The sequence below is a fragment of the Bacillus sp. NPDC057893 genome, assembly GCF_042796455.1.
Classification (GTDB): Bacteria; Bacillota; Bacilli; order Bacillales; family Bacillaceae_G; genus Bacillus_A.
In genome coordinates this window covers 1-20,073 of the sequence record NZ_JBHVNG010000002.1, presented here as the reverse complement: position 1 = coordinate 20,073, position 20,073 = coordinate 1, and the positions used below count along the sequence as shown (strand labels likewise).

Below are 20,073 nucleotides of genomic sequence, written 5' to 3'. Positions count from 1 at the left end.
TCCTTATATGAACAAGCCGACAATCATATCAATTACTTTAATTCCAATGAACGGAACGATCACTCCGCCAAGCCCGTAAATGAATAAGTTTCGACTAAGTAGTGCATTAGAACTCATCGGTTTATACGCAATACCTTTCATCGCTAACGGAATGAGTAACGGAATAATAACTGCATTAAATATTAATGCTGATAAGATTGCTGAAAGCGGTGATGTTAATTTCATAATGTTTAATGCTTCCATTTGCGGAATCGCAAGTGTAAACATTGCTGGAATGATTGCAAAATATTTTGCAATATCATTCGCAATACTAAACGTCGTTAACGCACCTCGTGTCATTAACAATTGCTTACCGATTCCTACAACCTCAATAATTTTCGTTGGATTCGAATCTAAATCAATCATATTCGCTGCTTCTTTCGCAGCTGTCGTACCACTATTCATCGCTAATCCAACGTCAGCTTGCGCTAATGCCGGAGCATCATTTGTACCATCACCTGTCATCGCTACAAGTTTCCCTTTATCTTGCTCTGCTTTAATAACCGCAATTTTATCCTCCGGTTTACACTCGGCAACGAATTCATCTACCCCTGCTTCTTTTGCAATTGTTGCTGCTGTTAACGGATTATCACCAGTACACATAACCGTTTTAATCCCCATTTGGCGCAATTGTTCAAAACGTTCACGCATACCAGGTTTTACTGTATCCTTTAAATAAATCAAACCATAAATACGATCATCTACTGCAACTACAAGCGGTGTCCCGCCCTCTTTTGAGATTAAATCTGCTTTTTGATTCACATCTTTCGGAATTGTTCCGCCTTGCGATTGAACCCATTCAATAACTGCACTAACAGCACCTTTTCTCACTTTCGTTCCGTCCTGTAAATCAACACCACTCATTCTCGTTTCTGCTTTAAATGGAACAAATTCACCTTGTTCTGCAATTTCTCTATTATATGATATAGATTTCGTTTGTACATATTCTATAACTGATCGACCTTCTGGTGTTTCATCTAAAACTGAGCTAATCGCAGCCCATTTTCCTACTTGCTCAATCGTTTCATTTCCTACAGGAAGCAGTGTATGTGCCATCCGGTTTCCGAAAGTAATCGTACCCGTTTTATCTAAAATAATTGTATTAATATCACCCGCAGCTTCTACTGCTTTCCCTGACATTGCTAGCACATTAAATTTTGTCACACGGTCCATCCCAGCAATACCAATCGCTGATAATAACCCACCAATTGTCGTCGGAATTAAACAAACTAACAACGCTACAAGTACAGCTGTATCAATTTGAAACCCTAAATAATTTGTAAAAATCGGCAACGTCACAACAACTATTAAGAAAATAAGAGTTAAACTCGTTAATACTGTATTTAAAGCAATCTCATTCGGCGTTTTTTGACGAGCAGCTCCTTCTACTAAAGAAATCATTTTATCGATAAATGATTCACCTGGGTTACTCGTAATCACAATTGTAATCTCATCACTTACGACCATCGTACCGCCTGTTACGGAACAAAAATCGCCACCTGCTTCTTTTATAACAGGAGCAGATTCTCCTGTTATTGCAGATTCATCTACAGACGCTAATCCTTTAATTACTTCACCATCATTTGGAATCATTTCTCCTTGTTTTACAATAACAATGTCACCTTTTCTCAGATCAGTTGCTGAAACTTGAACAATGTCTCCATTTTCTTTTACAACATTTGCAAATACATCTTTTTTCGATTGTTTTAAAGAATCGGCTTGCGCTTTACCACGACCTTCAGCTAACGCTTCTGCAAAGTTAGCAAATAAAACTGTAAATAATAGAATGAGAGAAACTGTTATATTAAACCATCCTGGTACGCTACTCGAACTACTTGGAAGAAAGGATAAAAGTAACGTTATTATAAATCCAATTTCCACAATGAACATAATAGGATTTTTTATCATTACTTTCGGATTCAATTTCGCAAAGGATTGTTTCATCGCATGCGTCACGATATCACGATCCAACGTTTTCGCTTGTCTAACCTCATCTTCTATAACATGTATTTGTGACTCGTTCACTTGTTTTTCTTTTACTACTACCGGTCTCATCATTTACCCTCCATTACTTCAATGTAAGAAATTCTGCAATTGGACCTAATACTAACATCGGGAAGAATGTTAACGCACCGACAATTACAATCGTTCCGATGAAGATGCCACCAAATAAACTATTATCCGTACGGAATGTTCCGACTGTTTCTGGTACGACCGTTTTCTCCTTCAGTGAAGCAGAAACAGCTAGCATCGTAATTAAGCTGAAATAACGTCCTAAAAACATAACTAAACCAGTCGTAATATTCCAAAACGGCGTATTATCCCCTAAACCTTCAAATCCAGACCCGTTATTCGCAGCTGACGATGTGTATTCATATACAACTTGCGTTAAACCGTGAAAACCGGAATGAGAAATGGCATCTGTTCCTAAACTTGTTGAAAGAGCTAATGCTGAAAATCCTAAAATAAGCAACGGATGGAATAATATCGTTACCGCAATTAATTTCATTTCCTTACCTTCAATCTTTTTACCTAAAAACTCTGGCGTCCGTCCGACCATTAATCCTGATATAAAGACTGCAATAATTGCATACATGATAATATTGATAAAGCCTGCTCCAACGCCGCCATATACTGTATTCAACATCATATTTACGAGTGGAACTAAACCGCCAATTGGTGTTAACGTATCATGCATCGTATCAACCGCTCCTGTTTCAGCAGCTGTCGTTACTGTCGCGTAAAGTGAAGAAAATACGGTTCCGAATCGTACTTCTTTTCCTTCTGTGCTTCCTTGCACATGCTGGATACCCGTTTGGTTCAATACTGGATTTCCATGTAATTCGGATGTCGTAATCGTTATAAATCCTAGTAAAAAGACCATGAACAGTGATACAAAAAGGATACGTCCTTGCTTTTTATTTCCTACCATTCTTCCGTACGTAAATGGAAGTGCTGTTGGTAATAACATCATAAGCATCATTTGCAAAATATTACTAATTTGTCCTGGATTTTCAAATGGATGCGCTGAGTTTGCTCCGAAGAAACCACCACCATTATTCCCAAGTTCCTTAATTGAAACGAATGATGCAACTGGTCCACGTAATATACTTTGCTTTGCACCTTCAATCGTATGTGCTGTAACTGCCCCGTCTAACGTTTGTGGTACACCGAGTGCGACAAAGGCTAACGCCGCAACAAATGCGATTGGAAGAAAAACTCTCGTTAAAGCTCTCGTAAAATCAACGAAGAAGTTCCCAAGTTCTTTTCCAGCAAGCCCTCTTATAAATGCCATAACAATCGCTAACGTCGTTGCTGGTGCTGCAAACATTAAAAACGTAATGGCGATTAATTGTGATAAATAAGATAAACCATTTTCACCGCTATAATGCTGCAAATTTGTATCAGCCATAAAACTAATTGCTGTATTAAAAGCGAGCGTAGGCTCCATCCCTGCAATATGCGCTGGATTTAGCGGCAGCACACCTTGTAATCTGAAAATGAAATAAACAACGATAATCATAAATCCGTTTAACAAAATTAATGATAATGCGTATTGCTTCCACGTTTGATTGTATGCTTTTACACCCGTAATTTTAAAAATAAGTTTTTCAAAAGGCCCGAATACTTTATCTAGCTTCTTGCTACCTTGAAAGGCTTTCTCTAAATAAATCCCCATTGGCTTTGCTACTAGAATAAACAAGAGCATTGTAATAACGACTGCAACCCAAATCATAATGAATGATTCCCCCTAATTAAAACTTTTCTGGATTTAATAATGCGTATACTAAGTACACCGTAATCGCTGCAACAATAACCGATAAGGCAATCATCATGATTGCTTCCCTTCTTTCACAACTTTATCTGACCAACTTGCAAGACTTGCCATCGATGCGACTAACCCAACAAAAATCCCGATCATTACAACATCTAACATAACTACCCCTCTCTTCTGTTAAAATTTTCCATCTAATCATCAAAAAAAGAACACTAAGCTCTACTTAGTGTTCGAAACGAACTACACAAAGTAAACCTCCTCTCTAAACGCTTACGAGGTTAGCTGTCGGATTCGGGCCTAAAGAGTAGCCCTACTTTCAAAACTGAAAGATTCACCCCAAGTGACGATGCACAAAATTGGTTCCCCCGCTCCATTTCTGGAACTCAGCGATTTTAGGTTTTTTTTGGAAATTTCATGAATGATTTATGAGAGTAAATATACTCCTCTATATTTAACTTGTAAAGAGGCAAATTACTGAAAATAAGAAAATATCCCGCTGTTTAAACGCTTACATTAAGTGTTATTCATATAATTCCATCTATTTCCTTGTCTTTTCTTTCTTTTTCATAAAAATGATCTTTTAAATATGAAATAAAAAGAGCGAACTACATGAAGTGCATAGCTTGTTGCACTCAGTATTCGCTCTTTTTTCATTCAACCTTTATCCCGCTATTTGTGAGCAGTAAGACTCCCACTGATTAAAGTTTCACTTTATTCTCCACGCAAAAATGCACGTAAATTTCTCCCCCGAATATAAACTTGTGACAGTTCTGCATGTAGCTGCTCATATTCGATAATATCCGTTTTTAAATATAAAGCATCTTTCGATGGCAATATTATATATGGCCTTGGAAAAATAGGATCGAGCACTACCAATTCTTGAACTCGCTCTACCGATACCACCCAACGATTCGCAATATCTCCTAGTAACAATACCCTCATCTTCGTTTCCCCCGCCCTATTCAAAAAATAAAAAAGAAATATTATCACAGTTCGTAAACACTACAAATTTAGCTCCAATTGTTTCATAGAGCCTGGCTGGATAGCGTTTATTCTTTGTAACAACAGTAATAGGCGCTTGAAAAGAAAAACGAATGCGTTCTGTGAAAAAGCTAACTATCGGAAGCTCATCTCCTAATAAAATTACTTTCTTAATCCGCTCGCAAATACTAGTAAAATCCTGCTCCTTATTACAGCTATAAGTCGAATCAAATCCACAATTTCTAACTTGAGCTGCTAGCTCTTCATTTGCTGTAAAAATAATTAACTCATGCTGAACTGCTACTAGCTCTCTTAAACTCTTTACCTTATTTTCTTCTCCAACACAAATAAGCGTTAATTCCATGTACCTCATCCTCCTTAGCATAAAAGAACTCCAACACAGATTGATATTCTCCTATACTAATCAGACCGACGAAGTGATATATCCATCATGGCACCGTCCTCTCTCAAGACGCTTACGAAGTTAGCTGTCGGATTCGGACTTTGAGAGTAGCCCTACTTTCAACATTGAAAGATTCACCCCTAGTGACGACGCACAAATTGGTTCCTCCGCTCCATACAATTGGACTCAGCGTATTACAAGAAATGTATTCTGGCTGATATATTACTCCTGTATTTGGAAAAAGTAAACAATAAAAATTTTTGTATTCAATAGGGATTTTCATTAGTCGTATTGTAATAATACTAAATAAAAAAATGATTAAAAACTAAAAGTGAAAAGAGGATGGTATATGATCGAGGATACAAAGAATAATTTTATCAAAATAATAAATATTCTAGGTAATTCGTTGCTATTCATTCTAGCGATTATAGTTATTATTCCTGGTTATACTGAATTCCGTACTACATTAGAAATCATTTTTTTAATTTCTTGTTTGTTATTAATTTATAGTAAATACTTAAGTAAAAATAAGAAAGCTATGATTCCCTATTTTATATATTTAATATTAATCTCATCACATCTTTTATATACTTTACTCATCTAAAGGACGCATTTAAACAAGAAGAACCAATCACATTTGCTAGCATATATTAAACCCCTATTAATCATTAACATTAATAACCAGTGGGGATATAGCCCCACTGGTTAAATTTTCACTTATGCATGTGTCTTATTCACTTTATAAGCAAAATGATTCGTCGGTCCATGGCCACTACCAATATTCAATGGCTCTTCAATTGCTATACTAATAAATCGTTTTGCCTCTTGAACTGCCTCTTCAATTGAGTATCCTTTTGCAAGTCCAGCTGTAACTGCTGAAGCAAATGTGCAGCCACTTCCGTGCGTTTGCTTCGAAGGAATTCGTTCACTTCTAAATTCAATAAACTCTTCTCCATCAAAGAGTAAATCAATTACTTCATTCCCTTGATATTCTGCATGTCCGCCCTTCATAAGCACATATTTAGCACCTAATTCGTGCAACACTTCTGCAGCTTTTTTACTATCTTCTATATTATGAATCTCCATCCCAGTTAACACTTCTGCTTCAGGAACATTCGGTGTTACAACCGTTGCTAGTGGCAATAAATATTCTTTTAATGCTTGCACTGCTTCTTGTTGTAATAATGATGCCCCGCCCTTAGCAATCATAACAGGATCTAGCACAATATTATTCCAGCCAAATTTCTTAATATGTTCTGCGACAATTTGAATAATTTCACTGCTAAATAGCATCCCTAGTTTCACAGCATCTGGCGTTAAATCCGTACCAATTGAATTCAGCTGTTCCGTAATTCCTTCTAAAGAAACAGGATATACCCCTTGAACGCCAAGCGTATTTTGAGCAGTAATTGCTGTAATAGCCGTCATGCCATACACACCAAGCTCTTGGAATGTTTTTAAATCTGCTTGAATTCCAGCACCGCCTCCGCTGTCAGATCCTGCAATTGTTAAAGCTTTATTCACTTCCATCTCACTCATCCTTTTCTATCCAAAATAGCGATGATAAATCGTCTTTGCTTCGCTGATATCTTTCGTTCCATGTACAAGTACACGGCCATCTTTAAAGGCAACTAATCTCTTTCCTTCAACTGAAAACGATAGTAAGTATGGATTTACATTCAAATCATTCACACGGTCATTCAGCAGTTTTTTATATTGTTCAAAATTCATTTCCTCTTTATAAGGTGGTCTAATTTGAACTGTATTTCTCCCGCATAAAACTGCTGTTTTCGATGTGTTTTCTTTATTTAAATATGGATATAACGCATTCTCACCGCACGATAGACAATTATGTTTACGAAGTTTTTGCACGTTCATACATGAATATTCATTTTTCCATACATCAAATGATACAAGTCCATCTCGAAGCGATTCATAATCTTCTACTAACAGTTTAAGTGTTTCCGTTACTTGATGAGAAACGACAAGAGATACAGCAGGTGATATAATCCCCGCTGTATCACATGTCGCTCCGCCAAGCGGAATCGATTGTAATAAACATGATAAACATGGCGTTTTACTAGGAAGAATTGTGTAAGAAAGGCCGTAACTTCCTACACATGCCCCGTAAACCCATGGAATAGAATATTTTTGCGATATATCGTTCACAATGAAACGCGTTTCGAAATTATCAGTCGCATCGATGATTACATCAACGTTTGTAACGAGTTCTTCTAATTCTTCAGCCGTTACATCTTGAACGAGAGCTTCTACTCTTACTTCACTATTAACCTCTTCCAGACGCTTCTTTGCCGCTACAGCCTTCGGAAGGTTATTCTCTACATCACACTCTGCATACAATTGCTGCCTTTGTAAATTACTCCAATCTACATAATCGCGGTCAACAATTGTCACCTTACCAACGCCTGCTCTTACAAACATCTCTGCATTTGCACTACCTAGTGCACCCGCACCAATAATGAGTACATGCTTTTCTCCTATCTTTTGTTGTCCTTCTTCTCCAATTGGAGAAAATAATTCTTGGCGAGAATATCGATTATTCAACTACGCTCATTCCTTCTAAAGGACTACTCGCTGTCGCACAACGTTTGCGCGCAATACGACCCGCTTCAAAGCCTAATCGGCCTGCTTCAATACCTAATTTCATCGCGGATGCCATTTTAATAGGATCTTTCGCACCAGATACTGCTGTATTTAATAACACGCCATCTGCTCCTAATTCCATTGCAAATGCCGCATCAGCTGGGCTACCAATACCGGCATCAACGATAACAGGTACTGTCGCTTGTTCAATAATGAAGCTTAAATTTAATGGATTTACAATACCAAGCCCTGAACCAATCGGTGATGCACCTGGCATAATGGCATGCACGCCAAGTTCTTGTAATTTACGCGCTAATACAACATCATCAGATGTGTACGGTAGAACGATAAATCCTTCTTCAAGTAACATTTCAGATGCTTTTAACGTTTCTACCGGATCAGGTAATAACGTTCTATCATCACCAATAACTTCTACTTTTATCATGTCACAAAGTCCAGAAGCTTTTGCTAATTTCGCAATTCGAACAGCTTCTTCAGCATTTTTTGCTCCTGCTGTATTTGGTAATAACGTATATTTTTTCACATCAAGTTTCTCTAATAAATTAGGTTGCTTCGCATCAAATATATCCATGCGACGTACTGCGAACGTTAAAATTTCAGCCTCAGAAACGTCAATTGCTTTTTGCTGTACATCAAAATCAGAGAATTTCCCTGTTCCTAATAAAAGTCTAGAATGAAATGAAAATGGTCCAATGTTTAACATAATCAACCGCCTCCTACGAAAGTTACAATCTCAATTTGGTCTCCATCAAAAACTGATGTATCTTTATGATCATCTTTTTGTAAAATATCTTTATTACGCTCTACTACAACAATTCTGTTATCTAATTCTAAATGTGTAAGTAGCTCAGCTACTGTTTTCACACTCACTGGTACTTCAATTTGATTACCATTAATTTTCAAATTCAAACTTCCATCCCCTTTCTAAACCGATTTAGAAAGCAATGAATCTAGCAGATGATTCTCCTGCTTTCCTTCTATTAAATCAGCCATATACTGACCAGAAACAGGACTTAATAAAATACCGTTTCGATAATGTCCAGTACAAGCATATAAACCTTTTATTTCTTCATGCTCTCCCATATAAGGAGCTTCATGATTCGATTGTGGCCTTAATCCAGCCCATGTACTTTCCCACTCTGCTTCTTTTAAAGCAGGCAATATCGTATAAGCACGCTCTAATATGGAAGTAATACTTTCTGGTTGTACAGATTTATTGAACGTATGAGGCTTCATCGTTGCCCCAATCACATAACGGCCACCGCGCTTCGGCGTAATATAAAACCGCTCTTGGAAAATAGGAGCTTTCAAGAGCGGTTTCCTGCTTCTTACTGCAACAACCTCTCCCTTAACAGGATATGTACCCCAATCACTATGGAAATAATGTAGTAATTTCGTACTCCATGACCCTCCAGCGATAACGACTTTTTCGCATGTGATTACACCTTCACTCGTAACAATCCCAGTCACTTTATTATTCTCAATACGAATATCAAACACTTCTGTTTGTTCATATATGTCAGCTCCAGAAAATGCCGCGGAATGTGCGAATGCTTTCGTAAGCTCTGGCGCAATAACGTGACCATCTTTCGGATAATATACCGCTCCTATAATTGACTCGGATAGAAACGGCTCTTTTTCCCGTAAATGGTCCCCCGTTAGAAAATAGGAATCTTCACCTGTTTTCTGTTGCCAATCCATAATATGAAGAATTCTTTCCTTCTCATCTTCATTTTGGGCAATGCGATAAATGCCTTTTTCCTCATACCCAATATCGATGCCTGTCTTTTCACGTAAAACTTCTGCAAGTTGTGGAAATATAGCACGGCTTTCTCTAGCAAGTTCAAACAGCGGATCATATTCATCCCACTCTGCCTGAACACCGAGTAAACCAGCAGCTGCTTTCGAAGCTTCAGATGCGATTCTTTGCTTCTCTACAATCGCTACTTTATGCCCTCTTTCTGCTAGAAAGTGTGCAACTGAACTACCAATTACACCTCCGCCAATAATCGCTACATCGTACTTCTTACACATGTTTTTCCGCCCACTTTCTTATTGATTCCTTATAAGATTTCGCCTTGCTATGCGGATTACTACTGCTTATAATCCCGGACATAACAGCAATGCCACTTACACCATTTGCAAGAACATCACCTGTATTTTCAGGAGTGATTCCACCAATTGCAGTTATTGGTATGGATAAGCACCTTGCCATATGAGCAATTTCTTCTAATCCTCTTGCTGGTACATCCTTTTTACAAGTCGTTGGAAATACATGACCGTAAACGAGGGAATCCGCTCCATTTTTAAATGCCACTATCGCTTCATCTAGAAAATGTACTGAATAACCAACATGCAAATAAGAAAACTTTTCTTTCACTGACCTTACATCTGCGCTTCGATATCCTAGCTGCACACGCGGAATATTTAATAGAATAGCAATATCAATTCGATCATTTATCACTATCTTTGATGCCGGAAAGCCTTTACCCAAAAGACTTTCCACACCTTCATACAATTCCTTCGTACTTTTCTCACGCTCACGAATATGCAAATAATCAATCTCACTCTCAATTTGCATCGCTACATTCACTAACTCTTCGAATGGCATGTGACCATTTGAGATTACATGGAGCTCATTTTTCATATTCATTCGCCTACTTTAAAATGTTTTCGAATAATTCATCGGCTGGAACAATTTCTTTCGTCATTCCTTTTTCTTTCAGCCATTTATTTTGCTTCTCCCATGACTCTTTTGAATCTGATAAGAATGGCTCATCTTTCGTTTCCATCTTCTCTAATAAAATTTTCATACTTTCTTTTTCAACTTCTGGTACTAGCGGGAAGTTTTCTTTTTCTTGATGATTTAATAAAATATTTAATGCTTCATCCGGATTTTTCTTCATGAAATCATATCCTTTTTTCGCACCACGTAAAAAGGCTTGCAATGCTTCTTTATCTTTTTTCAACGTTTTATCACCCGTTACAAACACAAGCTCATGATAGTTCGGTACTCCGTAATCAGCTGGATTAAAGTATGCTGGTTCATGTCCCTCATGACGCATAACAGGTACTTCATGGTTAATGTATGCTCCTGTTACAGCATCTACTTTTTTCGTAATTAACGCTGGTACTAAATCAAATCCAACATCAACTACTTTTACTGTATCTGGATTACCACCATCTTTTTTTATCATCGTTTTTAAATATGCTTCACTTAAAGGAGTTCCAGAATATCCAACTGTTTTTCCTTCTAAATCTTTCGGTGATTGAATACCTGCCGATTTCAGCGATACAACATGATTTAATGGGGAACGTACGACAGCTCCAATTGATTTCACTGGAATTTGTTCATTTGCTCTGGCCATAACAACATCTGGCTGATAATACAAACCAACTGTCACTTTCCCTGCTGCCGCTAGCGTTAATGGATCAGTCGGATTAGAAGGGAATTTAATATTCACCTTTACTCCTTCTTCTTTAAAGTATCCTTTTTCAATTGCCGTATAAATAAAGCTATGTACCGCATTCGGGTACCAATCAAGCATGACCGTTATTTCTTTTTCTTTTTTACTCTTATCTGATGCTGAATTACTCGAACATCCTGCAATCATTGCAACTAATAACGTAAACACAAAGATGCGTTTTAATAATTTCATGAATGTTTCCTCCAACTAATAAATTTCTTTTCTAATATCGAAACAAGTATGACGAAGAAAATAGCTAATAATGATAACAATACAATTGGTGCAAACACACCAGCTCCGTCTAACTGCGTCATCATTCTTTTACTGAAATATCCAAGCCCAGCTTGTGCACCTAGCCATTCTCCAATTGCTGCCCCGATAACACTAAGCGGAACGGCAATTTTTAACGCTGAGAAAAAGTAAGGAAGAGCAGATGGCAACTTTAGCTTTAGAAAAATATCTTTTTTTGTTGCACCGTACGTAACTAAGAGCTCCTCCCATTCTTTCTTCGTACTACGCAGTCCATCATACGTATTTACCGCAATTGGGAAAAACGTAATTAAAACTGTAACAACAACCTTGCTCCAAATGGTATATCCAAACCATAAAACAAATAGTGGCGCAAGTGCTGTAATCGGGATTGTTTGAGAAGCTACTAATAATGGATAAAATGCTCTTTCCATCCACGTACTCGCATTCATTAACATTGCTAGCCCTACGCCCAGTACGATAGAAATAACAACGCCTATTAAAACGACGTACAACGTTGCAGGTAAATGAACCGTAAATAATATATCTTTCAGCACCCATATCTTCATTACAATTGCAGACGGTGATGGCAAAATGTACATCTCATCTACAATTCTTGCTCCTACTTCCCACAGAGCAAGTAAAATTCCACTTAATATGAGGGCAGGTAATAGCTCCTTCAAGCGATTCATCATACGAGTACCTGCCTTTGTAACATACTAAGGAGATCTTCTTTAAGCGCTAACACTTCAGGCTTATATAAATCTTTTCTTGTTCGGTTACGATCAAGCGGCACAATTCGCTCAGTTAAAGTTGCTATCGGTTGATTTTCTACAACCAAAATTCGATTAGAAAGAAACAGTGCTTCTTCAACATCATGAGTGATAAATAAAATTGTTTTTTCCCACTCTTTCCATTGTTCAAACAACCATTCTTGCAAAGATGCCTTCGTTAAAGCGTCCAATGCACTAAAAGGTTCATCTAACAATAATATCTCCCCGCCTGTTAATAAAGTTCGGATAAAAGATACGCGTTGCCTCATACCGCCAGATAAATCTTTCGGATATTTTTTCTCGTACCCTTGTAAACCAAATTTATGTAACAGTTCTTTCGCTTTTACTTGCGCTTCTTTCTTCTGCACTCCTTGGCACTCTAGCGGCAGGGCCGCATTTTCAATAATCGTCCTCCACGGCAAGAGCATATCTCTTTGGGGCATATACCCTACAGGATGACTCTTTGTTTCTGTCAGCTCTATCTGTCCAGTACTTGCCTCTTCTAAGCCTGTAATAAGGCGAAATAAAGTACTTTTCCCGCATCCACTCGGTCCGATAATACTTACAAACTCTTTATCTTGTATAGAAGCATTTAATTCACTGATGATTGGTTTCTCATCATAATGAAAGGAAACATTATGAAACTGTAGTATGTTCTTGCTCCTCAAAACCCCACATCTCCTTACGATAAGCCATATCCCAGAATAAATATTCAAATCGGCTGGAATATAAGAAAATCTCCTCTAATCGGTCTAGCTCTTTCTCTGACTTTCCAACTGCCATTTCATTTAATAAATCTATTAACCAAATACAAAGGTTACCGTATTCTTCAGAACTATATCCTTGAATCCACTCTCCAAAGAACTCATGATCTCCTGCTCCAGGAATATCATTTAAACGCTTTCCAATCTCCCAATAACTCCACATACATGGAAGTAAAGCTGATATTAATTCTGCAAGTGTGCCATTTTGAGATACAGACATCATGTAATTTGTATAGGCTAAATTTTTAGCAGATGGTTTCGCAGATTCCATCTCTTGTGCAGAAATGCCAAGTCTTTTTGCATACTGTTTATGAATCGTCATTTCACCATTTAAAATCCCATCAATTTGCTCTGCAAATTTTGCCATAACTTGTGGATTCGTTGCCTTTACAACCCCAATTGCATATAGCTTTGCATAATCTAACAAATATAAATAATCTTGAATAATATAGTACTGGAATTTGTCTTTTTCCAACGTACCATCCCCCATACCTACTACAAACGGATGATTATGACTTTTCTTCCAAACAGGCTGCACCGTATCAAATAATCTTTCACAAAATTTCATTAATAATTCCCCTTCCTATATATCTATTTATCTCAATAAAAAAACCACTTCTGTATATAAGAAGTGGTTACAGCAAATAAAATTATAATTTATTCGTTGTTCCACTTCCCTTCGCTAGTATTATCTAGATCAGGTGTTGTAAGGGTTAAGGATTATTCCTCTCTCAGCACGAAAAGCACCCCTAGTGGTGTTAATATGAAATTTTTAAATAAAAAAGCCCCGTTTCTATACGCAAAGAAACGGGGACTCATTGTTAGTGTCCGAATTGCTTCCCTACGCTAGCATAATCTAGATCAGGTAATAAAAAGGATCAAAGACTTAAGGTCTTACTCTCAGCTGGCAACACCAGCCCTCCTAGCAAACTATAAAATTATCACTGTCAGTATAACACCGCTATAAGACATCATCAACTGTTTTAATTTTCTTAATTGCGAATTAAATATTAACGTGTTAAACAAATATAAATGCGACCCCACAAATGATATATACAATATTTATATATGAACCTCTCTTCTAACATTATTTATATTGATTTCATATTACATTTATGTGAATACACCCACTATATTATATCTTTATACTATAATAAAATTACAACTATACAACTAGAGGAGGTCTTTATTACATGAATATGAAAGCTACAGCTTTAACAGCAACTACTATCGCAATTGCTTCTTTACTTCCTTCTATGGGAGAATCCGATATACAAACAGCAGCTGCTAAGCAACCATCTACAGTAAAAACTGGATATGTAAAAATTGATAACGTTGCACTACATCAAAATAACCATGCAGACAGTGCAATAATTGATAACATTCGATTTAATAGCCCTGTTACTATTCTTGAGACAACTCAAGATTGGTATAAAGTATCTGTTAACAACAAAACAGGCTATATGAAAAAAGATGCAATTCTATTCAAAAAAAATGTTCAACCAAAGAATCAATATATCGTAAATGCAAACGCATTAAACGTTCGTTCTGAACCTAATACAGAGTCTTCTATTCTAGATATATTACCAAATGGTCAATTCATTACCATTCAAGGTGAACAAGGAGATTGGTACAAAATATTACATAACGGGCAAATTGGTTACGTCCAAAAAACATTTGTATCTAATGGATCCACACCTCTAGTAAAAGGTGTAACTGTACAAGGTTCTCCTTCTTATACTGTTGCAACACCAAAATTAAATGTACGTAGCAATGCTAGCACAAGTGGCACTCTACTTGGCTCATTACAAAATGGTACACAAGTACAAGTAGTAGAAACGGTAGGTACTTGGTATAAAATTCGTTTTGGCACAGGATACGGATATGTAGCAAAACACTATGTAGTGCAAAATCAAAATCAAGCACAAGCTAAAACAGCTCAACCTGCATCAATTCCAGCAGTTTTCAAATTCCCTACTCAAGGAAAAATCAGCTCCACTTTTGATATGCGCTGGGAGCAAATGCATTATGGTATAGATATAGCAGCACAAGGAAATGTCTCTATTCAAGCTGCTGCTGCGGGTAAGGTTGTGAAATCTTATTATTCGGCTAGCTACGGCAATGTCGTGTTCATCACCCATCAAATAAATGGGAAATTATATACAACAGTTTATGCTCATATGAAGGATCGTACTGTACAAGCTGGTGATCAAGTACAAACTGGACAATTAGTAGGTCATATGGGAAATACAGGTCATTCATACGGGCAACATCTTCATTTTGAATTACATAATGGGGAATGGAATTTTGAAAAAACAAATGCAGTAAACCCACTGCCATATTTAGTTAGGTAAATTATATGCCACGCAATATACCTCTCTTTATTGAATACCTGGCCTTTTTAGGTTTAATCTGTTGTTTAATCATTTATAATACGAACACTGTATTTTTATCTATTATTATTGCTTTTGTTGCTTTAGAAATCATTATGGAAGCATTACAAATGCGGCTAAAACAAAAAATTGCCCATATTTATAATGCAATTTTTCTTTTGAGTGCTCTTATAACAAATATAATTAGTAATGGTTTTTATTTATCTACTGTACTTCCTGTATTCTTTATAGGTGTTTTATTATTCCTAGCTAGATACGTTAATGTTCCTAATAACCAAAAACATGAACAAGAAGCTTAGAAAGAGGAGACACTGTGTACCAATCTTTCAAAGATAATCCAATGAAATATATATTGAATTTATATGAAAAAATGAATACTTTTTTTGGTATACAAGGAAGTTATACTTCACAATTTCTCCTTTATGGAATGTTATTTCTTATCTTAGTTACTTTCTCCTTGTTTTACTAACAAAAAAGGATCTCACATAAACTTGAGATCCTTTTTAATTTATATTAATTTTTAATATGTAAAATACGGTTTATCCACAAGCATATTTTTCATAAATAAAACTAAGATTATATTTTTTCTCTAAGCTCATTCTTTGTTCATCGTCGCACCAATAGAAAAGAATATCATGAATCGTTGCATAACGCTTATTTTTAAGAAATAGTTTAAAGAATGATGGTAAACAATCATGTAATTGTATAAATATATAATTGCGTAGTAGTTCTTCTTTGTATTCAATTCCCTTACAAATATACAGTAATTCTTCACAATAATATGCATGCTGTGGAACTTGGATCATTTCGAAAAATGGTACATATGATAGTAACTTTCCAATAAAATGACCATACCGATCCATTACCCCTATCGTCATATGCTCCATCATTTCTTTCATCACATATAAATAATCATCTACATGAGTTGTCTTTAAAGGGTCTAATCGATCAGAAATTTGTGAAAGTACAGCTCTTTGACAAGCTAAAACTGCTTGACTAGGTCCATAATATGATAGGAAGTCTGTACACTTACGATACTTTCGTAATAAATCATGTGTATATAAATCATACACAAAAGTATTACAATGCATTGCTAGACTCATCATATCACCATTTAATTGCTCTTTTGATAGTGTTTTCGCTCGCTTACATATATAAAAGAATGTAAATTCCAATACTTCTTTATGAGATAATAGATGTTTGCAATCGGTTATACATTTCTCATTAAATTTAACTCGATCCCAAATTTCTACATCCTCAGCTGTTAATTCACCAATACGATATTTAATAATTAAATAGTTTAAAGCAACTGCTTTCGTCAAAAGATCCCATGTTTCATACTCCAATGAAGTTTGGACAAATTCATCTAGCCCTTGGGTTATCATAAAAGCATTTGCCTCTTCATACCAACCAATCTCTTGACATAAACGAAGAATACGTACTAGAGTTGGAATTCCATCTTTATGAAACTGCGGTAAATTCTTTACTTTATTCATGCCATATACGATAAATGCCGCTAAATTTTCTTCTTTATAAAATTCTTTTTCTTTCCATACTAATATAGTTCGCTCTTTCCCTTCACCTTTTGGATGACAAGGTACAAGCAAAGAAAATAACTCAGCGAAATTATTTGGTTCTATATATGTATCTGTAACCAAATTCCAATTTGGATCGCCCTGTACAGCCCTCATATAATTCCCCTTCCCTTTTTATCCCGCTATTTTCAGACAGTAAGACTCCCACCTCAAAATTCTGCGAATGCGAGGAAGTTAGGTGGGAGATAAAACTGCCCATAAAAGCCCGATTGGTTCAACTAATAATTATTGGGGGATGGACAACCTCCCCCAATAATTAAAGTTTCACTTTATCTACGTAGGAAATATTAATTCATTATTACATCATTAATGATAAATATTGTTATATTCAAAATCTATCATAATACTTATATCTCTCAGTATATCATTTTTTCTCTTATTAAAAATTAGGAATGACAAATTTAAAAAAACTGTCAAAAATATTGACTCTATACTTATTATATAATGCCCTAGATACATCACGCTAACATATTAGTTTAATCCATATATACTAGAATGATGTATCTGATCTTTATACATAATTTATTCCGTATGCTCCGAGATTTCACTTAAAGCAAACCCTGCTTGATCATCTGCTGATTTTCTTATAGCTAAATCACCTAGTGCTAGCATCCCAACGAGTTGACCGCTCTCAACTACCGGTAACCGTCTAATTTGATATTGTGCCATTAATTCTGTAGCTTTTTCAATAGAATCATCTGGAGAAACTGAAACAATGTTTGTTGTCATTACATTTGTAATTTGATTAGATCCAGGATGTTTTTCAGCAATCCCACGAACAACTAAGTCTCGATCAGTAACAAGCCCAACAACTTGTTTATTTTCAATAACAGGAATCAATCCAACCGATTCTTCCTTCATTTTTACAGCCGCCTCATATACATTGTCTAATGGTGTACAATGTACGATATGAGTACTCATAAGTTCTCTAACTTGTGTCATTTTTCATCTCCTCCTTTTAATACATACCATAGCTTTTCCTAAATCCCTTTATTTATTTGAGGAAAATAAGGTGATAAAAAGAGGCTTATACATAATAAAAAAGAGTCAGCAATATGCTGACTCTTTTTTTATGACCCGTACGGGATTCGAACCCGTGTTACCGCCGTGAAAGGGCGGTGTCTTAACCACTTGACCAACGGGCCATGGCTCCGCAGGTAGGACTCGAACCTACGACCGATCGGTTAACAGCCGATAGCTCTACCACTGAGCTACTGCGGAATATATGGTGGGCCTAAATGGACTCGAACCATCGACCTCACGCTTATCAGGCGTGCGCTCTAACCAGCTGAGCTATAGGCCCATATAATTTACAGGGGCAGTAGGAATTGAACCCACACTGGAGGTTTTGGAGACCTCAGTTCTACCTTTAAACTATGCCCCTAAATGGTGCCGGCTAGAGGACTTGAACCCCCAACCTACTGATTACAAGTCAGTTGCTCTACCAATTGAGCTAAGCCGGCATAAATAAAAAAAAATAAAAAAATGGTGGCTCGGGACGGAATCGAACCGCCGACACGAGGATTTTCAGTCCTCTGCTCTACCGACTGAGCTACCGAGCCAACATAAAATGGCGGTCCCGACCGGGGTCGAACCGGCGATCTCCTGCGTGACAGGCAGGCATGTTAACCACTACACCACGGGACCATTGGTTGCGGGGACAGGATTTGAACCTGCGACCTTCGGGTTATGAGCCCGACGAGCTACCGTACTGCTCCACCCCGCGACGATATTATGTTTTAAAAATAAATGGAGGAGGTAGAGGGATTCGAACCCCCGCGCGACTCTCGCCGCCTGTCGGTTTTCAAGACCGATCCCTTCAGCCGAACTTGGGTATACCTCCATGAAGGAAAAAATTAATATCTTATTCATTTTTATATGTAACTAAACCACTTTTTTAAAAAAATGGAGGAGGTAGAGGGATTCGAACCCCCGCGCGACTCTCGCCGCCTGTCGGTTTTCAAGACCGATCCCTTCAGCCGAACTTGGGTATACCTCCGACATATAAAAAATAAAGTGGAGCCTAGCGGGATCGAACCGCTGACCTCCTGCGTGCAAGGCAGGCGCTCTCCCAGCTGAGCTAAGGCCCCATGTTTTTTGGAAAATCGGGAAGACAGGATTTGAACCTGCGACCCCCTGGTCCCAAACCAGGTGCTCTACCAAGCTGAGCCACTTCCCGTTAATAAAAGCGCGCCCGAGAGGAGTCGAACCCCTAACCTCTTGATCCGTAGTCAAACGCTCTATCCAATTGAGCTACGGGCGCATATGGTGCCGAGGGCGGGGGTCGAACCCGCACGGTGGTCACCCACCGCAGGATTTTAAGTCCTGTGCGTCTGCCTGTTCCGCCACCCCGGCATGTCATATTGAAAATTGGAGCGGAAGACGGGATTCGAACCCGCGACCCCAACCTTGGCAAGGTTGTATTCTACCACTGAACTACTTCCGCAAGACATGTATGAGATATTTTATTAAAAGTGCGGGTGAAGGGAGTCGAACCCCCACGCCAAAGGCGCCAGATCCTAAGTCTGGTGCGTCTGCCAATTCCGCCACACCCGCATATTTTTTCAAGAAAATGGTGAGCCATGAAGGATTCGAACCTTCGACCCTCTGATTAAAAGTCAGATGCTCTACCAACTGAGCTAATGGCTCTTAATGGCTGGGCTAGCTGGATTCGAACCAGCGCATGACGGAGTCAAAGTCCGTTGCCTTACCGCTTGGCTATAGCCCAATAATTAAGAAATGGTGGAGGGGGGCAGATTCGAACTGCCGAACCCAAAGGAGCGGATTTACAGTCCGCCGCGTTTAGCCACTTCGCTACCCCTCCGACATATATGGTGGAGGATGACGGGATCGAACCGCCGACCCCCTGCTTGTAAGGCAGGTGCTCTCCCAGCTGAGCTAATCCTCCATTTTGCCTGGCAACGTCCTACTCTCACAGGGACAAGGTCCCAACTACCATCGGCGCTAGAGAGCTTAACTTCCGTGTTCGGTATGGGAACGGGTGTG

At 37.8% G+C, this 20,073-nt stretch carries 20 protein-coding genes, 20 tRNA genes, 1 rRNA gene and 4 riboswitches; of the genes, 2 read left to right on the top strand and 39 right to left on the bottom strand.

Going from position 1 to position 20,073, the window contains the following annotated elements; genetic code table 11:
• Positions 1 to 3 precede the first annotated feature (3 nt).
• From kdpB to tenA, 16 genes are all read right to left on the bottom strand, one after another.
• Entirely contained in the window at positions 4 to 2,094 is a 2,091-nt protein-coding gene (gene kdpB / locus ACFVQC_RS08755; protein ID WP_377893586.1) for a potassium-transporting ATPase subunit KdpB, read from the bottom strand.
• 13 nt (positions 2,095 to 2,107) lie between these two features.
• Positions 2,108 to 3,775 (bottom strand): potassium-transporting ATPase subunit KdpA, encoded by a 1,668-nt coding sequence (gene kdpA / locus ACFVQC_RS08750; protein WP_377893587.1) that lies wholly within the window; start codon positions 3,773 to 3,775, stop codon positions 2,108 to 2,110.
• 19 nt (positions 3,776 to 3,794) lie between these two features.
• On the bottom strand, positions 3,795 to 3,875 hold the full coding sequence (kdpF, locus tag ACFVQC_RS08745; protein WP_000972378.1) for a K(+)-transporting ATPase subunit F: 81 nt from the start codon (positions 3,873 to 3,875) through the stop codon (positions 3,795 to 3,797).
• Positions 3,872 to 3,976 carry a SipW-dependent-type signal peptide-containing protein gene (locus tag ACFVQC_RS08740; protein ID WP_000887888.1) on the bottom strand — a complete coding sequence of 35 codons (105 nt, stop codon included), beginning with the start codon at positions 3,974 to 3,976 and terminating at the stop codon, positions 3,872 to 3,874. Before ACFVQC_RS08740 ends, kdpF begins: the two co-directional genes overlap by 4 nt.
• Before the next feature lie 94 nt (positions 3,977 to 4,070).
• Positions 4,071 to 4,216: riboswitch (cyclic di-AMP (ydaO/yuaA leader) on the bottom strand.
• A 312-nt stretch (positions 4,217 to 4,528) separates the two neighbouring features.
• Positions 4,529 to 4,759: a hypothetical protein gene (locus ACFVQC_RS08735; protein WP_033706424.1), complete on the bottom strand. Its 231-nt coding sequence runs from the start codon at positions 4,757 to 4,759 to the stop codon at positions 4,529 to 4,531.
• A 16-nt stretch (positions 4,760 to 4,775) separates the two neighbouring features.
• Positions 4,776 to 5,162 (bottom strand): hypothetical protein, encoded by a 387-nt coding sequence (locus ACFVQC_RS08730; RefSeq protein ID WP_377893589.1) that lies wholly within the window; start codon positions 5,160 to 5,162, stop codon positions 4,776 to 4,778.
• 93 nt (positions 5,163 to 5,255) lie between these two features.
• Positions 5,256 to 5,403: riboswitch (cyclic di-AMP (ydaO/yuaA leader) on the bottom strand.
• Positions 5,404 to 5,918: 515 nt separating this feature from the next.
• On the bottom strand, positions 5,919 to 6,740 hold the full coding sequence (thiD, locus tag ACFVQC_RS08725) for a bifunctional hydroxymethylpyrimidine kinase/phosphomethylpyrimidine kinase (RefSeq protein WP_377898164.1): 822 nt from the start codon (positions 6,738 to 6,740) through the stop codon (positions 5,919 to 5,921).
• A gap of 6 nt (positions 6,741 to 6,746) precedes the next feature.
• The gene (locus ACFVQC_RS08720; protein ID WP_377893593.1) at positions 6,747 to 7,766 is read right to left on the bottom strand and encodes a thiazole biosynthesis adenylyltransferase ThiF; all 1,020 of its coding nucleotides are present in this window, start codon (positions 7,764 to 7,766) and stop codon (positions 6,747 to 6,749) included.
• Positions 7,759 to 8,529, bottom strand: coding sequence for a thiazole synthase (thiG, locus tag ACFVQC_RS08715; RefSeq protein ID WP_219917195.1), 771 nt, complete (start codon positions 8,527 to 8,529; stop codon positions 7,759 to 7,761). Before thiG ends, ACFVQC_RS08720 begins: the two co-directional genes overlap by 8 nt.
• 2 nt (positions 8,530 to 8,531) lie before the next feature.
• A complete protein-coding gene (thiS, locus tag ACFVQC_RS08710; protein ID WP_033718047.1) occupies positions 8,532 to 8,735 on the bottom strand; it encodes a sulfur carrier protein ThiS in 204 nt (67 codons plus the stop codon).
• Between the two features lie 15 nt (positions 8,736 to 8,750).
• Positions 8,751 to 9,860 carry a glycine oxidase ThiO gene (thiO, locus tag ACFVQC_RS08705; RefSeq protein WP_377898163.1) on the bottom strand — a complete coding sequence of 370 codons (1,110 nt, stop codon included), beginning with the start codon at positions 9,858 to 9,860 and terminating at the stop codon, positions 8,751 to 8,753.
• Positions 9,853 to 10,473: a thiazole tautomerase TenI gene (gene tenI / locus ACFVQC_RS08700; protein ID WP_377893600.1), complete on the bottom strand. Its 621-nt coding sequence runs from the start codon at positions 10,471 to 10,473 to the stop codon at positions 9,853 to 9,855. Before tenI ends, thiO begins: the two co-directional genes overlap by 8 nt.
• 10 nt (positions 10,474 to 10,483) lie before the next feature.
• Positions 10,484 to 11,485, bottom strand: a complete 1,002-nt coding sequence (locus ACFVQC_RS08695) for an ABC transporter substrate-binding protein (RefSeq protein ID WP_377898162.1) — start codon at positions 11,483 to 11,485, stop codon at positions 10,484 to 10,486.
• On the bottom strand, positions 11,482 to 12,234 hold the full coding sequence (locus ACFVQC_RS08690) for an ABC transporter permease (protein WP_377898654.1): 753 nt from the start codon (positions 12,232 to 12,234) through the stop codon (positions 11,482 to 11,484). The genes ACFVQC_RS08695 and ACFVQC_RS08690 overlap by 4 nt, the downstream gene beginning before the upstream one ends.
• Positions 12,234 to 12,983 carry an ABC transporter ATP-binding protein gene (locus tag ACFVQC_RS08685; protein WP_016094761.1) on the bottom strand — a complete coding sequence of 250 codons (750 nt, stop codon included), beginning with the start codon at positions 12,981 to 12,983 and terminating at the stop codon, positions 12,234 to 12,236. Before ACFVQC_RS08685 ends, ACFVQC_RS08690 begins: the two co-directional genes overlap by 1 nt.
• Positions 12,952 to 13,647, bottom strand: a complete 696-nt coding sequence (gene tenA, locus ACFVQC_RS08680) for a thiaminase II (RefSeq protein ID WP_377898161.1) — start codon at positions 13,645 to 13,647, stop codon at positions 12,952 to 12,954. The genes ACFVQC_RS08685 and tenA overlap by 32 nt, the downstream gene beginning before the upstream one ends.
• An 89-nt stretch (positions 13,648 to 13,736) precedes the next feature.
• Positions 13,737 to 13,840: riboswitch (TPP riboswitch) on the bottom strand.
• Positions 13,841 to 13,900: 60 nt separating this feature from the next.
• Positions 13,901 to 14,013: riboswitch (TPP riboswitch) on the bottom strand.
• A gap of 259 nt (positions 14,014 to 14,272) precedes the next feature.
• On the opposite strand from tenA, the gene ACFVQC_RS08675 reads away from it, so the two are divergent.
• Both ACFVQC_RS08675 and ACFVQC_RS08670 read left to right on the top strand, forming a co-directional pair.
• Positions 14,273 to 15,433 (top strand): SH3 domain-containing protein, encoded by a 1,161-nt coding sequence (locus ACFVQC_RS08675; protein ID WP_377898160.1) that lies wholly within the window; start codon positions 14,273 to 14,275, stop codon positions 15,431 to 15,433.
• A gap of 5 nt (positions 15,434 to 15,438) precedes the next feature.
• The gene (locus ACFVQC_RS08670; protein WP_002150506.1) at positions 15,439 to 15,771 is read left to right on the top strand and encodes a hypothetical protein; all 333 of its coding nucleotides are present in this window, start codon (positions 15,439 to 15,441) and stop codon (positions 15,769 to 15,771) included.
• 240 nt (positions 15,772 to 16,011) lie between these two features.
• Here ACFVQC_RS08670 and ACFVQC_RS08665 read toward each other — a convergent pair whose 3' ends face one another.
• The 23 genes from ACFVQC_RS08665 to rrf form a co-directional block, all read right to left on the bottom strand.
• Entirely contained in the window at positions 16,012 to 17,163 is a 1,152-nt protein-coding gene (locus tag ACFVQC_RS08665) for a DUF3965 domain-containing protein (protein ID WP_377898159.1), read from the bottom strand.
• Between the two features lie 426 nt (positions 17,164 to 17,589).
• Positions 17,590 to 18,009, bottom strand: coding sequence for a CBS domain-containing protein (locus tag ACFVQC_RS08660; RefSeq protein ID WP_002125317.1), 420 nt, complete (start codon positions 18,007 to 18,009; stop codon positions 17,590 to 17,592).
• A 131-nt stretch (positions 18,010 to 18,140) separates the two neighbouring features.
• Positions 18,141 to 18,212: transfer RNA gene (locus tag ACFVQC_RS08655), tRNA-Glu, on the bottom strand.
• A 1-nt stretch (position 18,213) separates the two neighbouring features.
• Positions 18,214 to 18,288: transfer RNA gene (locus ACFVQC_RS08650), tRNA-Asn, on the bottom strand.
• A 5-nt stretch (positions 18,289 to 18,293) separates the two neighbouring features.
• Positions 18,294 to 18,370, bottom strand: a tRNA-Ile gene (locus ACFVQC_RS08645).
• 10 nt (positions 18,371 to 18,380) lie between these two features.
• Positions 18,381 to 18,451: transfer RNA gene (locus tag ACFVQC_RS08640), tRNA-Trp, on the bottom strand.
• Between the two features lie 3 nt (positions 18,452 to 18,454).
• Positions 18,455 to 18,530, bottom strand: a tRNA-Thr gene (locus tag ACFVQC_RS08635).
• Between the two features lie 23 nt (positions 18,531 to 18,553).
• A tRNA-Phe gene (locus ACFVQC_RS08630) sits at positions 18,554 to 18,629 on the bottom strand.
• A 9-nt stretch (positions 18,630 to 18,638) separates the two neighbouring features.
• A tRNA-Asp gene (locus tag ACFVQC_RS08625) sits at positions 18,639 to 18,714 on the bottom strand.
• 2 nt (positions 18,715 to 18,716) lie between these two features.
• Positions 18,717 to 18,793: transfer RNA gene (locus ACFVQC_RS08620), tRNA-Met, on the bottom strand.
• Positions 18,794 to 18,817: 24 nt separating this feature from the next.
• A tRNA-Ser gene (locus ACFVQC_RS08615) sits at positions 18,818 to 18,910 on the bottom strand.
• Positions 18,911 to 18,973: 63 nt separating this feature from the next.
• Positions 18,974 to 19,066, bottom strand: a tRNA-Ser gene (locus tag ACFVQC_RS08610).
• An 18-nt stretch (positions 19,067 to 19,084) separates the two neighbouring features.
• A tRNA-Ala gene (locus tag ACFVQC_RS08605) sits at positions 19,085 to 19,157 on the bottom strand.
• A 15-nt stretch (positions 19,158 to 19,172) separates the two neighbouring features.
• Positions 19,173 to 19,246, bottom strand: a tRNA-Pro gene (locus tag ACFVQC_RS08600).
• 10 nt (positions 19,247 to 19,256) lie between these two features.
• Positions 19,257 to 19,330 (bottom strand) — tRNA-Arg (locus ACFVQC_RS08595).
• 3 nt (positions 19,331 to 19,333) lie between these two features.
• Positions 19,334 to 19,422, bottom strand: a tRNA-Leu gene (locus ACFVQC_RS08590).
• A gap of 16 nt (positions 19,423 to 19,438) precedes the next feature.
• Positions 19,439 to 19,513 (bottom strand) — tRNA-Gly (locus tag ACFVQC_RS08585).
• A 29-nt stretch (positions 19,514 to 19,542) separates the two neighbouring features.
• A tRNA-Leu gene (locus ACFVQC_RS08580) sits at positions 19,543 to 19,623 on the bottom strand.
• A 17-nt stretch (positions 19,624 to 19,640) separates the two neighbouring features.
• Positions 19,641 to 19,716, bottom strand: a tRNA-Lys gene (locus ACFVQC_RS08575).
• Positions 19,717 to 19,720: 4 nt separating this feature from the next.
• Positions 19,721 to 19,795: transfer RNA gene (locus tag ACFVQC_RS08570), tRNA-Gln, on the bottom strand.
• A 12-nt stretch (positions 19,796 to 19,807) separates the two neighbouring features.
• Positions 19,808 to 19,891, bottom strand: a tRNA-Tyr gene (locus tag ACFVQC_RS08565).
• 8 nt (positions 19,892 to 19,899) lie between these two features.
• Positions 19,900 to 19,975 (bottom strand) — tRNA-Val (locus ACFVQC_RS08560).
• Positions 19,976 to 19,980: 5 nt separating this feature from the next.
• Positions 19,981 to 20,073, bottom strand: a 5S ribosomal RNA gene (rrf, locus tag ACFVQC_RS08555); the annotation flags it as partial.